Genomic DNA, 15083 nt, shown 5'->3' on the forward strand with positions numbered 1-15083 from the left:
CGCACCAGCGCCAGCCGGTTTGGTGCGTCGTCCTCATTTTGTATGCAAAATCGCACCACCATGAAGCTGCTGCTGATCAATCCGAACACCACCGCGGCGATGACCGCGAACATTGCCGAGGCGGCGCGCGCTGCCGCTTCGCCGGGCACCGAGGTGCTGGCGGTGCAGCCCAGCTTCGGCCCGGCGTCCATCGAAGGCTTCTTCGACGAGGCGATTGCCGCAGCCGGCGTGGCTGAGCAGATGCGGCTGGCCGGCGACACGATAGACGCAGCCGTCATCGCCTGCTTCGGCGACCCCGGCCTGGACGCCGCGCGCGAGGCCACGCGCGCGCCAGTGCTGGGCATTGCCGAGGCGGCCTTCCACGTCGCCTCGATGATCTCGACCGGCTTCTCTGTCGTGACGACGATGACCCGCACCTGCGTGATCGCCGAACACCTGCTGCACAAGTACGGCTTCGAGCGGCGCTGCCGCGGCGTGCACGGCACCGACATCCCGGTGCTGGCGCTGGAAGACGGCGGCCTGGGCAGCATGGCGCAGATCGAGGCCTGCGCGCGCGAGGCGCTGGCGCGCGACCGCAGCGGCGCCATCGTGCTGGGCTGCGCCGGCATGGCGGGCTTGTGCGCCGCGCTGCAGCAGAAGCTGGGCGTGCCGGTGATCGACGGCGTGGCCGCCGCAGTGCAACTGGCGCAGGCGCTGCATGGCCTGGGCTTGAAGACCAGCGCGGTGGGCGACTATGCACCGCCGCTGCCCAAGGCCTACACCGGCTGGGCAGCACCGCTGGGCTGGTGAGAGAAAAAGCCGGGCGAAAAAATAGGCCGGTCAGAAACCTGACCGGCCTGACTCAGTGCGACCTTCCCTGATCACGCTTATTCGCGGTTGACAGCGATGTTTGTACTTTGCCTGTAAGACCTGTTGCGAACCATCCCCCTTTGGAGGGTTCGGTAATCCTCACACTCGAGGATGGCAGCGCATTTCAGCGAGCTCACGCAGCCGAGGCGCCCTGCAGGCCGAACAGTGGCGCGTACCGCAGGCCGACATAGGCATGCTCGCGCATCAGCATCTCCGCCCGGGCCGACTCGCCGCGCGCCAGCGCATCCACGATCAAGCGGTGGTGCACCTGTGCCAGGCGGATCTTTTCGTATTCGCCGGCCAGCGCCGAGCGATCGATGACGATGGAGTCGGCCGAGGCAAACGGCAGGTGGTTGTTGCGGGCAATAGCATCGGCAATCACCTGACTGCCGACGGCATGCACGATGGCGCCATGGAAGCGCTCGTTGAGACGGGACCAGCGGTCGATCTCGGGCTCGCCCAGCGTACCGCCAGCCAGCACCGCCTCGCCCTCGGCCAGGCAGGCCTCCAGCGTCGCGCGGGTGACGGGATCCAATCCCCGCTCGGCCAGGCGGCGCGCCGCCAGCCCTTCCAGCACCCCGCGCACCTCGATGCCGCACAGCACGTCGGCTTCCGAAAACGCCCGCACGACAAAACCCCGCTTGCCCGCAGGCTGCAGCAAGCCCTCCTGCGCCAGCGTGCGAAAGGCCAGGCGCACGGGCGTGCGTGAGACCCCCAGCAGCTCGGCCACCGCCACCTCGGCCAGACGCGTGCCGGCGGCATAGCGCCCCGCCATGATCAGTTGGCGCAGCGAGGCCACCACGCTGGGCGCGCCACCCAAGGGTAAATCCCGAGTCTCAATTGGATCCATCGAAAGCCTTTTACCTTGCTGCCAACCCATCGATTCTGCACAATTGGATCCATTCGAATGGATCCAATTGAACAGGAGACCGCCATGTTCCCTCAAAACGCCTGGTATGTGGCCGCCACCTCGGCCGAGCTGGCCGGGCAGCCGCTGGGCCGCATGATCTGCAACGAGCGCCTGGTGTTCTATCGCGGCGAGCAAGGCCAGGTGCATGCGCTGGAGGACTTCTGCCCACATCGCGGGGCGCCGCTGTCGCTGGGCCGGGTCTGCGAAGGCAAGCTGGTCTGCGGCTACCACGGACTGGAGATGGGCTGCGATGGCAAGACCGTGGCCATGCCGGGCCAGCGGGTGCGCGGCTTCCCGGCGATCCGCAGCTTCCCGGTGACCGAGCGCCACGGCTTCGTCTGGGTCTGGCCCGGCGACGCTGCCCAGGCCGACCCGGCGAAGATCCCTCACCTGCACTGGGCCGAAGACCCGGGCTGGGCTTACGGCGGCGGGCTGTACCACATCGGCTGCGAATACCGGCTGATGATCGACAACCTGATGGACCTGACGCACGAAACCTATGTGCATGCCACCAGCATCGGCCAGAAGGAGATCGACGAGTCGCCCTGCACCACCCGGGTCGAAGGCGACGAGGTCATCACCAGCCGATTCATGCACGGCATCGAAGCCCCGCCCTTCTGGAAGATGGCGCTGCGGTCCAATGGACTGCCCGACGATCAACCGGTGGACCGCTGGCAGATCTGCCACTTCACGCCGCCCTCGCACGTGATGATCGAGGTCGGCGTGGCGCTGGCCGGCCGCGGCGGCTACGACGCGCCGGACGACTGCAAGGCCTCCAGCATCGTGGTGGACTTCATCACACCCGAAACCGATCACTCGCACTGGTATTTCTGGGGCATGGCCCGCCACTTCCGGCCCGACGACGAGGCGCTGACTGCACAGGTGCGCGAGGGCCAGGGCCGCATCTTTGCCGAAGACCAGGAAATCCTGGAGCGCCAGCAGGCCAACCTGCTGCGCTGGCCCGAGCGCAAGCTGCTGATGCTCAACATCGACGCTGGCGGCGTGCAGTCGCGCCGAGTCATCGAGCGCCTGCTGGCAGCCGAGCAACCGGCCCCGATCGCCGGATGAGCGCCGCGATGAAAACCCCGGATCTGCCGCTGCTGCGCGTCAGGGTAACCCGCAAGCAGACCGTGGCGGCCGACATCTGTGCCTTCGACCTGGTGCCCTTGGACGGCGGCACGCTGCCGGCCTTCAGTGCGGGCGCGCACATCGACGTGCACCTGGCCCCGGCCGGCGCCAGCGCCAGCGCATTGGTGCGCCAGTATTCGCTTTGCAACGCACCGGGCGAAACCCACCGCTACCAGATCGGCGTGCTGCGCGAGGCCAGCTCGCGCGGCGGTTCACGCACCCTGCACGATGAAGTGCACGAAGGCCAGTTGCTGAGCATCAGCGCGCCCAGGAATCACTTCCCGCTGGCGCCGCAGGCCAGCCACAGCCTGCTGCTGGCCGGCGGCATCGGCATCACGCCCATGCTGGCCATGGCCGAACATCTGGCGGCCGCAGGCGAAGCCTTCGCGCTGCACTACTGTGCCCGTTCACGCAGCCGCGCGGCCTTCCTCGACCGGCTGGACAGCGCACGACATGCGGCCCAGGTTGCGCTGCATTTCGACGACGAAGCGCCGGCGCAACGGCTGCAGCTGCCAGCCTTGCTGGCCGAGCAGCCGCCGGGCACCCACCTCTACGTCTGCGGACCCAAGGGCTTCATCGACGCGGTGCTGGGCACCGCACGATCGCAAGGCTGGCCCGAGGCCCAGCTGCACTGCGAGTTCTTCAGCGCCGATGCCGGCCCGCGCGACAGCGATGCCGGCTTCGAGGTTGAACTGGCCAGCAGCGGCCGGGTGGTGCAGGTGCCCAAGGGGCAGAGCATTGCGCAGGCCCTGACGGCCGCGGGCGTGCCAGTGATGGTCTCGTGCGAGCAAGGCGTCTGCGGCACCTGCCTAACCGGCGTCAAGGCCGGCCTGCCGGACCACCGCGACGCTTACCTGACACCCGAAGAGCAGGCCGCCAACGACCAGATGCTGATCTGCTGCTCGCGCTCGAAATCGGCCTGCCTGGTGCTGGCGCTTTAGGGCAATGCCTGCCGCAGCGCTGCTGCCAGCTGCAACTGCGCCAGCCGCGCCGCGGCGACGCCGCCGCCCATGCTGACGAAGCCGTGGGCCAGGCCGTGGTACTCGACGATGCTCACCGCGCTGCCGGCCGCGAGCAAGGCTTGGCCATAGGCCATGGCTTCGTCGCGCAGCGGGTCGTGGGCGGCCAGCTGCAGCAGCGCTGGCGGCAGGCCGGCCAGGCTGGGCGCCAGCAGCGGCGCGCCGCGGTAGTCGGACGCCTTGGCCGCGGCACCGAAGTACAGCTCGTTGAAGAACGCCACCGTGCGCAGCGTCAGCGTGGGGCCGGCCGCGTGCGCCTCGCGCGACGGGAAGTCGCCATCGTGGCCACCGGCTGCCGCTGGGTACATCAAGGCCTGGTAGGCGATGGCGGGGCCGCCGGCATCGCGTGCCCGGATCGCCGCCACCGTGGCCAGCACGGCACCGGCGCTGTCGCCGGCCACGGCCAGGCGGGAGGCGTCGCCGCCGAAGCGATGCGCGTGCTCGGCCACCCAGTTCAACGCGGCCCAGGCATCTTCCGGCGCCGCCGGGAAGGGGTGCTCGGGGGCGAGACGGTAAGCAGCCGAGGCGACGATCACGCCGGTGTCGTGGCACAGCTGCCGGCAGACGGCGTCGTATCCATCAAGATCGCCCAGCGCATAGCCGCCGCCATGCCAGTACACGACGACTGGCAGCGCGGCGGTGGCGCCGTGCGGCGTGTAGACGCGCAGGTGCACCGGCGAGTCACCGAGCTGGTCGCGAAACTCGCTCACGCCCACATCGGCCGGCGCCACATCGGCGGACGCCAGGATCTGCCGGTACAGGCCGCGCGCGGCCTGTACCGGCAGATCGCACAGGTCCGGCATGCCGGCGGCCTGGGCCTGCGCCATCATGGCGCCGAGTTGAAGATCAAGCATGGGGTTCTTTCCTTTGTTCAACGTCTCAATTTGCCGTCACGGCCACGCAGGCCGATCTCGACGCGGTCGGATCCCTGGTGCTGGCCAGGGCCGAAATGCAGCGGCCAGCCCCCCAGGTCCACATGGCCGAGCGACTCGATGGCCTCGGGCAGGCCCGAACCGTCGGCAGGCGGCCGGGCGCGGCGCAGGGCTTCCGCGCAGACACGCAGGGTCAGGTAGGCCGCCAGGCCCTCGAAGCTGAACGCCTCCGGGCCGACGAAGGCTTCTGCGTCACGCTCGAATTCGCGTGTCAGCGGCAATTGCGACAACTCCGGCACGGGCACGACGCTGGTGAAGCCGATCACGCGGTCGCGCAGCAGCCGGGTGAGCTGGGTCAGGCCCGGCGACGACAGCGCCGCAAGGGTGCCGGGCATGGCCTGGCGCGCCGCCTCCTGCTCATTGGCCAGCAGTTCCAGCGAGGCCGGGCCAAGGTTGAGAACCAGCGCCTGTGGGCCGAGATCGGCCAGGTCATGCAGCGCGGTCAGCAGAGCGGCGCGCTGGGGCGTCATGGTCAGGCGTTGCGCAACGATGCCGGCCGCCTGCAGCGCGTCGGCCAGTGCCTGCTCGCGCGCCGGCTCGTCGCCATCGACCAGCAGGGCCACGCGGCCGATGCCCACGGAGCGCAGCTGGCGCACCAGTGCATCGGCCTCGGCGCGGTCGTCGGGCCTGAGCGTGAAGACATGGCGCAGCATCGGCGCACGCAGGGCCGCCGCACCGGAGAACGGCCCGATCAAGGGCACGCCCAGTTCGCGGGTCGCCGCGGCGGCCTCCAGGCAGGCGCGCTCGCCCAGGCAGTTCACGACCGCAACGGCGCCCTGTTCGCGCACCAGCTTGCCGAGGTTCGCCGCCAGGCGTCGGCGGTCTCCGCCATCGTCGAGCGTCAACAGCTCCAGCCTGCGGCCGTGGATGCCCCCGGTCGCGTTGACCCGGTCGACCAGCGCCTTGGCGCCGGCCTGCACCCGGTTGGCAACCGGAAAGCCAGGCCCCGTCAGCGGCAGCGACTGGCCGACGACGATGGCCGATGCCGCCTGCACGGCCTCCACCGTGAAGGCAGCGACGGCCCACAGCAACAGCAGGCTCAGCAGGCGGAAACAGCGCATCCGCATGGCGTGCACTTCAGGCCGCGGCACAAGCGGGCAGCGCCGCCACGGCGCGAGCAGCGGGACGCAACAGGAAGTGCGCCAGGGCCGGCAGCAGCACCAGGGCACCCACCATGTTCCAGACGAACATGAACGCCAGCAGGATGCCCATGTCGGCCTGGAACTTGATGGGCGACAGCGCCCAGGTGCCCACCGCCAGGGCCAGCGTGACGCCGGTCAGCATCACCACGCGCCCGGTGAAGCGCAACGCGTGCAGGTAGGCCGACGAAAGCGTCTCGCCTGCGCGCAGCCGCGCCAGCATCACGCTGAGCACGTACAGCGCGTAGTCCACGCCAATGCCCACGCCCAGCGCGATCACCGGCAGCGTGGCCACCTTCACGCCCATGCCGAGGCCCACCATCAGCGCCTCGCACAGGATGGAGGTGAGCACCAGCGGCAGCACCGCCACCACCACCGCCCGCCACGAGCGGAAGGTCACCCAGCACAGCAGCACCACCGCGCCGTAGACCCACCACAGCATCTCGCGCATGGCCTGCTTGACGACGATGTTGGTGGCCGCCGCAATGCCCGCCGGGCCCGCGGCCAGCATGAAGCGTTCAGGTGGCGCCCCTTGCCCCGCGAATACGCGGGGCGATCCCCCGAGGGGATCGGGCCTTGCTTGGGGCGGCCCGGCGCGGCGGCCCGCCTCCGCGGCGTCGTTCGCGATGAAGTGTTCGACTTCTTCGACCACGCTGCTCAGCGTCTCGGCCTTGTGATCCTTCAGGTAGACGTACAGCGACAGGAACGAGCAGGCCTGGTTGAACAGCTCGCGCGGCGCGCGGGTCTGCACGCCGCCCAGCGCGCTGTCGTTGGGAATCAGCTCGAACCACTTCAGCTGCCCTTCGTTGTAGCCCACCATCGCGAGCTTGGACAGCGCGGCCATCGAGTTTGTGGACTCGACCCCGGGCAGCTGTTCCAGCCGCCAGGCGAGCCGGTCCACCTGGGCCAGCGTGCCGTAGCGGGTGCACTGGTCCTCGGGCGTCGAGACCATGACCACCAGGATGTCGCTGGAGGCGGCGTAGTGGCTGGTGACGTAGTCGTTGTCGCGGTTGTAGCGCGAGTCGGCCCGCAGCTCGGGTGCGCCTGGGTCCAGGTCACCCACGTGCAGCCGGGTGCTGACGGCGTAGCCCGCCAGGGCCAGCCCGCCGGCCACGGCAAGGGCGGCCAGCGCCGGGCCGCGGCGGGTGAAGGCGTCCAGCAGCGACCAGAGCCGCCCCGGGGCGGGGCCATCGCCGGCTGCCTTGCCGGCCTCGCCGACTTCGTCGCGCAGGCTGCGCAGCGCCGCCTTGGGACTCACGCCGATGTACGACAGCAGGATGGGCAGCAGCACGAGGTTGGTGAAGATCAGCACCGCCACGCCGATGCTGGCCACCAGCGCCAGCTCCTGGATGGCCTGGATGCGGATCAGCGCCAGCACGGCAAAGCCCACCGCGTCGCACAGCAGTGCAGTCAGGCCCGCCACGAACAGGCGCCGGAAGGTGTAGCGCGCGGCCACGACGCGGTGCGTGCCGCGGCCCACGTCCTGCATGATGCCGTTCATCTTCTGCGCGCCATGGCTCATGCCGATGGCAAAGACCAGGAACGGCACCAGCACCGAGTACGGGTCCAGCGCATAACCCAGCAGCGCCAGCAGGCCGGCCTGCCAGACCACGGCAATGAGGGAGCAGGCCACCACCAGCACCGTGCTGCGCACGCAGCGGGTGTAGCCGTAGAGCACGCCGGCGCAGATCACCAGGGCCACGCCAAAGAACAGCAGCACCAGCTTCAGGCCTTCGATCAGGTCGCCCATCACCTTGGCAAAACCGGTGATGTGAATGCCGATGGCATCACTGTCGTACCTGGCCCGAAGCGCTTCGAGCTGGCGGCCGAGTTCACCATAGTCCAGCGCCTGGCCGGTCTTGGGGTTGCGGTCCAGCAGCGGCACGAAGACGATGCTGGACTTGGCGTCGCCGGCCACGAGTTGCCCGATCTCGCCCGAGCGCTCGACGTTGGCGCGCACTTCGGCCAGCGCCTTGGGCGAACCGTCGTAGCTGTCGGCCATCACGGTGTTGCCGTCCAGCCCGTCTTCGGTCACGGCCACCCAGCGGGTGTTGGGAGTCCACAGCGATTTCATGAACGGCCGGTCAACGCCCGGCATCACGTAGAGCTCGTCGCTGATTTTCTGCAGCACGGCCAGGTAGTGCGGGTCGTAGATGGTGCCGGCCTTGGCCTCCACCACGATGCGCACCGCATTGCCCTGCCCACCCAGGTCGGCCTGGTGGCTCAGCGCATTGGCGATGTAGGGGTGCTGCGTGGGGATGGTCTTTTCGAAGCTGGCGCTGAGCGTCAGGCGGGTGGCCTGCCAGCCCAGCAGCAGCGTGGCCAACAGGCACACCAGCATCACCCAGGGGCGATGGTTGAACAGCAGCCGCTCAGGGGCTGAACCGGAGGCGGTGTCGAAGTCTTCGAGCCGGGCCACCACCGGTGGGGCGGCCAGCGTGTCGGGGGCGTGCATGAGGGTGTCCGTTGTTCAGGGCGCGGCGCGGCGGATGCCGCGCAGGCTGGCGATGACCCAGGCGCCGTCAGGCGCAGTGGCCAGGCCGGCGGCGGGCAAGGGGCCTGCGGGGGTTTTGAGCGAAGCGAAGCTGCGGCCGTCGTCCTGGCTGGCGAAGAGCTCGCCGGTCTGGCCGAGCAGCACCAGTTGGCCCGGCGCACGCTCGATGCCGGCCTGCAGCGTCACGGCGCTGCCGAGTTCGATCCTGTCCCAGCTGTTTCCGGCATCGGCCGAGCGCCAGGCGCTGCCGCGCAGCCCGTAGGCGATGAGGCTGCCTGTGCGGGCGGCCAGCAGGCCGAAGAAGCTGCCCTTGTAGGGCGAGCCCAGCGGTGCGAAGCTGGCGCCGCCATCGGTCGAGTGCAGCAGCAGGCCTTGCTCACCGGCCATGAACCAGCGCTCGCCCTGTACCCGCACGCCGTAGAGGTGCAGGCTTTTGGGGTTGGCGGATGCGGTGGGCAGCGGCGCCCAGTGCGCGCCGCCATCGGAGGTGGCGAAGGCCAGGCCGTAGGCGCCCACCGCCACGGCGTGTTGCGCATCGATCACCTCCAGGTCGAAGAAGGGCTTGTCGGGCCCCTCCTCCACCATGCGCTGGGCCTGGCGCTGCGCACGGTCGTCGGCGCCCGCGGCGGCCTGCAAGGCCGCGGCAGCCTGCACGCCATCGAGCTGCCTGGCCCAGCTGCGGCCGCCGTCCTCGGTCTTGAGGATCACCCCCAGGTGCCCCACGGCCCAGCCCGCCCGCGCATCGGCAAAGCGCACCGCCGTGAGCGCGGCCTGCACCGGCACCTTGGCCTGCTGCCAGCGTGCACCGCCGTCGTCGGACCACAGCACCGTGCCGCGTTCGCCCACTGCCACCAGCCGCTCGCCGGCCCGCGTCACCGCCAGCATCGCCGCGCCCAGCGCCTTGGGCGTGACCAGCGCCGGCTCGGTGAGCGCGGCCGGCGGGGCAGCTTGCGCAAGCGCAGCGCACGCCGCCAGCGCAATGGTCAGCACGCGCTGCTTCATCACCGTGCTCCTTCGTTGGCCAGTTCTTCTGGGCTGAAGAACGAGCGCGGCAGTGGCGGCACCGGCTTGTACTGCGCAGGCAGTTCGTTGCTGGCCATGTTCAGGTAGTAGGCACCGGTCTGCAGGTCGTAGCCGCCCCAGAACATGTTGCCCACCAGCGCCGGAATGTCGGGCGCCAGCAGCGTGAGCGTGTAGTTGGTGCGCCAGAGTTCACCCTTGGCATCCCAGCCGTCGAACAGGATGATCTGCCAGGAGTCTTCGTCGACGTAGTACTTGCGCTTGGGCACCACGTGGCGCTTGCCCTCGGCCAGCGTGGCCTCGACCTCCCACACGCGGTGCAGTTCCCAGCGCACCAGGCTCGGGTTGAGCGTGTTGGGCGTGACGAGATCCGCGACCTTGGCGGAGGCAGCGCGGTTGTTGTTGTAGGGGATGTAGAGCTCGCGCTTGCCGACCAGCTTGAGCTTGTGCTTGTCGTTCGGGCCGAAGAGCATGAAGGCTTCGTCGAACAGGCCGATGCCGGAGGTCACTGAATCGGGCGTGTCATAGGCCACGGAGGGCGCCTTGCGCACGCGCCGCTGGCCCACCAGGTATTGCCACAGGCCGCGCGGGTTGCTGGCGTTCAGGTTGTCGTGCGCCAGGATGGCCTCGCCGGCCTTGGAGCCCGGCTCGCTGACGGAGAACTTGCCGAGCTGGGAGTAGCCGTCGAATTTCTCCAGGCTGCCCTCGGGGTCGTAGAACTGCTTGCGAAAGCTTTGCGTGCCCCCGGAGGCCATGGCGCGGCGGCCATCGGCGGTGACGACCCAGACCCGCACCGGTGCCTGGATGTAGGTGCCGGTCCAGGCCAGGCGGTGGTTCTGGAACACCTCGTCGCCATCCTTGGGAATGGGAAATGGCGTGCCGCCATAGGCGCCTTCGGTGCCCTGGCCATCGTCGACCAGCTTGGCCCGCGTGGCGTTCTTGAAGGTGTTGTCGTAGACCCATTGCGGCGCTGCGGCGCTGCGGTGCGTCGGGTAGACGTCGATGCGGAAGTCGGGGTAGCGCTTCATCAGCGCCTTGACGCCGTCGCTCAGCCGCGCGTCGTATTGCGCCATGTTCTTCGCGCTGATGGCGTAGAGCGGCTTCTCGCCGGGGAAGGGGTCTGGCCGGGGTTCACCAGGCTTGTAGCCGGCGGGTGCCTTGGTCACGCCGCCGTCCCAGGCGGGGATGCTGCCATCCTTGTTGCCGGCGCGCTCGGCCCCCAGCGGGGTCAGCGTGGTCTTGAGGCGTGCGGCTTCGTCGGCCGAAACGGCGGCGCCGGCATTGCCGGCCCAGGCCAGCGCCACAGCGGCGGCCAGTAGGGATGCGTGGAATTGCTTGCGGATCATGCGAATACTCCGTGGAGCGCGGTTCAGAAGGTGCGCGAAACGCTGAAGGCAAGGTAGGCCCGATCCTTCAGCGACTGGCCGAAGCTGAGCTGGCGCGGCGTGCCGCTGCCGGCGACCAGCGTCTCGGTGAAGGTCTTGGCGGTACCGAAGTAGTCGGTGTAGGTCAGCGCCAGCTTCCAGTCGTTCTGGTAGGTGCCCTTCAGGCCGATGCTGTAGTCGCCCGCGCTGCTGGCACCGCCGGCGAAGTTGAAGATGGCCGACGAACGGCCGCCGAAGTTGTAGCCCACGCCCACAGGGATCGACAGGTCCAGTCCCGGCAGCACCTGGAAGTACTGCGGCTCGAACAGCATGCGCAAGGCGAAGGCGCCCTTGGTGGTGTTCGGGTCCAGCCCGCCGATGCCCTGGCTGCTGCCGTCGGCCGCCGCGAAGATGTCGCGCGTGACGGCCAGGGTGCGGTTGTAGGCCAGCTCGGCCACCACCGCACCGCCTCCCCACAGCGGCCCCGGCTGCAGCACGTAGATGCCGGAAACCTGCGCATGCGCGGTGCGGCCGACGGCGAAGCACGGATCGGCGCTGGTGCTGCCGCAGCTGGCGACCGGCCCCAGGCCCAGCACCGCCGGGTCGCTGGTCAGCGGGGCGTTCCAGCGCAGCGAGGTCTCGGCCGCCCAGTTCAGCTGGCCGAGCGACGAGGTGACGCTGGCGCCCACTGTGCGCACGTCCTCTGCATAGGCCAGGTGCACATTGCCGCCCGCGAAGTCGAACACCGGCACGGCCGGCGTCTTGTCGTGGTATTGCGCAGCGTACAGGCCGAACTCGTAGTCGCTGCCGGTGGGGCTGAAGCGCAGCTGCAGGCCGCCCTGGCCGTTGTTGCGCGGCCGCAGGTCCTGGTGCTTGTCGTAGGCCAGCAGGATGGGGTTGCCATTGCCATCGACGCCGAAGTTCACCGTGCCGGTGCCGACGTAGTCCTGGTTGGAAAAATAGCTGCCGACGCCGGGAATCCTGCTGGGCCGCCAGCGCAGTTGGTAGTAGGCCCCCAGCGACACGCCCTCGGCCACCTGCAGCGAGCCGGAGACCTGCTCGACCGGCAGCAGCACTTCCTTGAACTGCCAGCCCGGCACCGAGACGATCTTGGCCACGTCCACCGGCCCCTGGGCGTTGGCAATGCCGTTCTGGCCGAAGAACACGCTCTCGCCCCACTGCAGCGTGTGGCGGCCGACACGCAGCGTGGCCTTCATGCCGGCGAGGTCGCCTTTGGCATAGACGAACGCGTCCAGCAGCTCGCTGCCGCGGCCGTGCTGGCGCACCGTGTCGGGCAGGAATTCGTTGGCAGCCTGGTCGCTGAAGTTGTTCGAGCTCGAGGTGCTGGCGCCAATGGGCACGCCGCCGGCATAGATCGGGGTGCCGCCGTAGCTGCTGGGGCGCAGGTAGACGCTGTCGTGCCAGGCGCTGCCCGACAGCCGCATGCCGTAGCTCGGCCCGGTCAGGTCCAGTTCGCCGAGCAGATCCCAGCGGCTGGAGATCAGTCCCTTCTTGAAATTGTGGTCGCCATCGTCCTCGTTGACGGTGCCTGGATCGGCCGCCACGTCGAACCGGGTCAGCGCGGCCGAGGGGTCCTTCAGCCGGTAGCCGGCGCTGTACTTTGGCGTCAGGTCCAGGCGCAGCTTCAGCTCGCTGTCGTCCGGCATGTCGATCTGGAAGGCGTGGCTGGCAGCGGGCAGCGCGAGCGCGGCCGCCACCGCGATCACGCGACGGGTGGGTTGCATGGGAGTCTCCGTGGTTTTGAGTCGAACGGCTTCTGGTGCGCCGCTTGCTTCGGCCGGGTGCTGGTGCGCCGGCCTTGTTCCGTCCCTGGCCTGGGATCAGAGGTAGGTCGAGGCGAGGCCGCCGTCGACCGGCAGGTTGACGCCGCTGACCCAGCGCGATTCATCGGCGCACAGAAAGGCCACCACCGGCGCGATCTCGTCGGCCAGGGCCGGGCGCTTCATCCGGTGCGCGTCCTTCTGCACCCGTTCCTCGCCCAGCATCTGCACGAAATCGCCCAGGATGGGTGTCATCACCGGCCCGGGGGCGACACAGTTCATGCGCACCCCCTTGCTCAGGAACCATGGCTGCGACTGCACGGCGTTCCAGACGATCAGCGCTTCCTTGAAGTACTGGTAACAGCTTTCCTGCGGCACCGGATGCCGGGCCAGGAAGGCCAGGCCGGCCTCGAAGCTGGTGGCCTCGGCCAGCGCCTTGTGCTGCGCCAGCCGCGCAGGCCACTCGGCGCCGAGGATGGAGGCGATGTTGACGATGGCTCCGCCGGCCGGCAGGCGCTCCAGCGCCAGGCCGCAGAGGTGGCGCAGGCCCAGGTAGTTGACGCGCGCCACCAGGTCGACCGGCGCGGTGCCAGGCACGCCGGCCACGTTGCACAGCGCGTCGAAGCGTTCGGGCAGTTGCCGGAAGGCCGCATCGATCGCGGCCTGCTCCGCCAGATCGACCTTGATGAAGCCGTCCAGCGTGAGGGTGGGCGCATTGCGGTCCATGCCGATCACGCGGGCGCCCTTCAGACGCATCAAACGGGCGGTCTCGGCGCCGATGCCGGAACAGGCGCCGGTGATGACGATGGTCTTGCCTTGGAAATTCACGGCTGTCTCCTTGGAATGTGTGGGCGAGGCATCAGAACGGGAACGGCGTGGCGGCGTCCTTCACCGTCAGCCATTGCCAGGTGGAGAACTGCTCCCAGTCGCCAGGGCCGCCGTGCGAGCTGCCATTGCCGGCGATGCCAGGGCCGCCGAAGGGGTTCACCGCGTCGTCGTTCACCGTCTGGTCGTTGATGTGGACCATGCCGGCGCGCAGTTGCCGGCCCAGCGCCAGTGCCCGGCCCACCGAGGCCGAGATGACACCGGCCGCCAGGCCGCCCTGGCCGAGGTTGGCCAAGGCCACCGCCTCTTCGTCGGTCTGGAAGCTGACCAGGTTGACCACCGGGCCGAAGGTTTCGTGGTCGAAGGTGGGCATGCCGGGCCGCACGCCGGCCAGCACCGTGGGCTGGTAGAACAGCTGCTCGTACTGGCCACCGGCCAACAACTGGGCGCCGGCCTGCACGCTGGCCATCACAGCGGCATGCACCCGGTCGCGCTGGCGGGCATCGATGAGCGGGCCGATGGCGACCTGGCCGGTGGCGCCATTGCCCACCGGCAAGTGCCTGGCCTTGGCCACCAGGCGCTCCGCAATGGCAGGCGCGATGGCGGCGTGCACCAGCACCCGGTTGCTGGCCATGCAGATCTGGCCCTGGTGCAGCCAGGCGCCCCAGGCGATGTTGCTGGCGGCGATGTCCAGGTCGGCGTCGTCCAGCACGATCAGCGAATTGCTGCCGCCCAGTTCCAGCGACACCTTCTTCAGGTGCTGCCCCGCCAGCTGGCCGATGTGGCGGCCCACGCCGACCGAGCCGGTGAAGGAGATCATCGCCACCTGGGGATCGGTCACCAGCGCTTCACCCACCTCGGCCCCGCCCGGCAGCACATGCAGCACGCCAGCTGGCAGCCCGGCCAACTCGAAGATGCGGGCCATCAGGAAGCCGCCGCTGACCGGCGTGCGCGGGTCCGGCTTGACGATCACCGCATTGCCCGCGGCCAACGCTGGCGCCACCACGCGCAGCGTCAGGACCAATGGGAAGTTGAACGGCGAGATCACGCCGATCACACCGTGCGGCACCCGCCGGGCCAGGCTGAGGCGGCCTGGCGTGGCGGGCAGCACCTGGCCCTGGGCCTGCAGCGGCATCGCAGCGGCAATCTGGCAGAAGGCCACTGCTTCACGCACTTCATGCTGGCCCTTGGGCAGGATGCCGCCGGTTTCGCGGGTCACGTAGAGCGCCAGCTCATCAAAATGCTGCTGGAACAGCGCCGCGGCCCGGTGGAATACCGCAGCGCGCTCGCGCGGCGCCATCGCGGCCCAGGACTGCTGGGCGGCTGCGGCAGCCTGTGCCGCACCGGCCACGTCGCCAGGCGAGGCCAGGCCGACACGGACCAGGGTTTCGCCGGTGGCCGGCTCGACCACGTCGGCCGCCGCCGAGGCCTCGCGCCAGCCACCGCTGAACACATGCTCGCGCCACGGCGCAGCTTGAAGAAGAGAGGTCGTCGTCATGGTCATGGGTTGGGGCTTCCTGGCGCTTGGCTGGTGCAGGCGAGGCACGGCTCGCTCAAGCCCAATTTGCAACGCCTGTGCCATGGACCTGCGCTGCGGCAGCCGCAGCGCCGGCCTGGCCGCC

The 15083-nt window shown here is 69.4% G+C and carries 12 protein-coding genes; 3 read left to right on the top strand and 9 right to left on the bottom strand.

Going from position 1 to position 15083, the window contains the following annotated elements; translation table 11 throughout:
- The first annotated feature begins 60 nt into the window (after positions 1 to 60).
- Positions 61 to 789 carry an aspartate/glutamate racemase family protein gene (locus AC3WR5_RS06870; protein ID WP_492482992.1) on the top strand — a complete coding sequence of 243 codons (729 nt, stop codon included), beginning with the start codon at positions 61 to 63 and terminating at the stop codon, positions 787 to 789.
- A gap of 193 nt (positions 790 to 982) precedes the next feature.
- Here the strand turns inward: AC3WR5_RS06870 and AC3WR5_RS06875 are convergent, their stop codons facing one another.
- Positions 983 to 1669, bottom strand: a complete 687-nt coding sequence (locus AC3WR5_RS06875) for a GntR family transcriptional regulator (protein WP_492482994.1) — start codon at positions 1667 to 1669, stop codon at positions 983 to 985.
- Positions 1670 to 1783: 114 nt separating this feature from the next.
- Between AC3WR5_RS06875 and AC3WR5_RS06880 the strand changes: the two genes are divergently transcribed.
- On the top strand, positions 1784 to 2827 hold the full coding sequence (locus AC3WR5_RS06880; protein WP_492482996.1) for an aromatic ring-hydroxylating dioxygenase subunit alpha: 1044 nt from the start codon (positions 1784 to 1786) through the stop codon (positions 2825 to 2827).
- Positions 2828 to 2835: 8 nt separating this feature from the next.
- A complete protein-coding gene (locus AC3WR5_RS06885) occupies positions 2836 to 3828 on the top strand; it encodes a PDR/VanB family oxidoreductase (protein WP_492482998.1) in 993 nt (330 codons plus the stop codon).
- Here the strand turns inward: AC3WR5_RS06885 and AC3WR5_RS06890 are convergent.
- The 8 genes from AC3WR5_RS06890 to AC3WR5_RS06925 form a co-directional block, all read right to left on the bottom strand.
- Complete coding sequence (locus AC3WR5_RS06890) at positions 3825 to 4760, bottom strand: alpha/beta hydrolase (RefSeq protein WP_492483000.1); 936 nt, start codon at positions 4758 to 4760, stop codon at positions 3825 to 3827. The two genes, AC3WR5_RS06885 and AC3WR5_RS06890, sit on opposite strands and share 4 nt — an antisense overlap.
- Positions 4761 to 4777: 17 nt before the next feature.
- Positions 4778 to 5905 (bottom strand): ABC transporter substrate-binding protein, encoded by a 1128-nt coding sequence (locus AC3WR5_RS06895; RefSeq protein WP_492483002.1) that lies wholly within the window; start codon positions 5903 to 5905, stop codon positions 4778 to 4780.
- A 10-nt stretch (positions 5906 to 5915) separates the two neighbouring features.
- Positions 5916 to 8432: an efflux RND transporter permease subunit gene (locus AC3WR5_RS06900; RefSeq protein ID WP_492483004.1), complete on the bottom strand. Its 2517-nt coding sequence runs from the start codon at positions 8430 to 8432 to the stop codon at positions 5916 to 5918.
- Between the two features lie 15 nt (positions 8433 to 8447).
- Entirely contained in the window at positions 8448 to 9473 is a 1026-nt protein-coding gene (locus AC3WR5_RS06905; RefSeq protein WP_492483006.1) for a WD40/YVTN/BNR-like repeat-containing protein, read from the bottom strand.
- Positions 9473 to 10837, bottom strand: coding sequence for a DUF1329 domain-containing protein (locus AC3WR5_RS06910; protein WP_492483008.1), 1365 nt, complete (start codon positions 10835 to 10837; stop codon positions 9473 to 9475). Before AC3WR5_RS06910 ends, AC3WR5_RS06905 begins: the two co-directional genes overlap by 1 nt.
- A 23-nt stretch (positions 10838 to 10860) precedes the next feature.
- A complete protein-coding gene (locus AC3WR5_RS06915; RefSeq protein WP_492483010.1) occupies positions 10861 to 12600 on the bottom strand; it encodes a DUF1302 domain-containing protein in 1740 nt (579 codons plus the stop codon).
- A gap of 96 nt (positions 12601 to 12696) precedes the next feature.
- A complete protein-coding gene (locus AC3WR5_RS06920) occupies positions 12697 to 13464 on the bottom strand; it encodes a coniferyl-alcohol dehydrogenase (protein ID WP_141290435.1) in 768 nt (255 codons plus the stop codon).
- Between the two features lie 31 nt (positions 13465 to 13495).
- Positions 13496 to 14959 carry a benzaldehyde dehydrogenase gene (locus AC3WR5_RS06925; protein WP_492483568.1) on the bottom strand — a complete coding sequence of 488 codons (1464 nt, stop codon included), beginning with the start codon at positions 14957 to 14959 and terminating at the stop codon, positions 13496 to 13498.
- Positions 14960 to 15083: the final 124 nt, after the last annotated feature.

The sequence above is a fragment of the Ideonella sp. FW305-24 genome (genome assembly GCF_058788035.1).

What these genes read in the sequence shown, in the direction of transcription:
- AC3WR5_RS06870 (WP_492482992.1), top strand. Translation starts at nt 61, where the DNA reads ATGAAGCTGCTGCTGATCAATCCGAACACCACCGCGGCGATGACCGCG.
- AC3WR5_RS06880 (WP_492482996.1), top strand. Translation starts at nt 1,784, where the DNA reads ATGTTCCCTCAAAACGCCTGGTATGTGGCCGCCACCTCGGCCGAGCTG.
- AC3WR5_RS06885 (WP_492482998.1), top strand. Translation starts at nt 2,836, where the DNA reads ATGAAAACCCCGGATCTGCCGCTGCTGCGCGTCAGGGTAACCCGCAAG.
- AC3WR5_RS06890 (WP_492483000.1), bottom strand. Translation starts at nt 4,760, where the DNA reads ATGCTTGATCTTCAACTCGGCGCCATGATGGCGCAGGCCCAGGCCGCC.
- AC3WR5_RS06895 (WP_492483002.1), bottom strand. Translation starts at nt 5,905, where the DNA reads ATGCGGATGCGCTGTTTCCGCCTGCTGAGCCTGCTGTTGCTGTGGGCC.
- AC3WR5_RS06900 (WP_492483004.1), bottom strand. Translation starts at nt 8,432, where the DNA reads ATGCACGCCCCCGACACGCTGGCCGCCCCACCGGTGGTGGCCCGGCTC.
- AC3WR5_RS06905 (WP_492483006.1), bottom strand. Translation starts at nt 9,473, where the DNA reads ATGAAGCAGCGCGTGCTGACCATTGCGCTGGCGGCGTGCGCTGCGCTT.
- AC3WR5_RS06910 (WP_492483008.1), bottom strand. Translation starts at nt 10,837, where the DNA reads ATGATCCGCAAGCAATTCCACGCATCCCTACTGGCCGCCGCTGTGGCG.
- AC3WR5_RS06915 (WP_492483010.1), bottom strand. Translation starts at nt 12,600, where the DNA reads ATGCAACCCACCCGTCGCGTGATCGCGGTGGCGGCCGCGCTCGCGCTG.
- AC3WR5_RS06925 (WP_492483568.1), bottom strand. Translation starts at nt 14,959, where the DNA reads ATGACGACGACCTCTCTTCTTCAAGCTGCGCCGTGGCGCGAGCATGTG.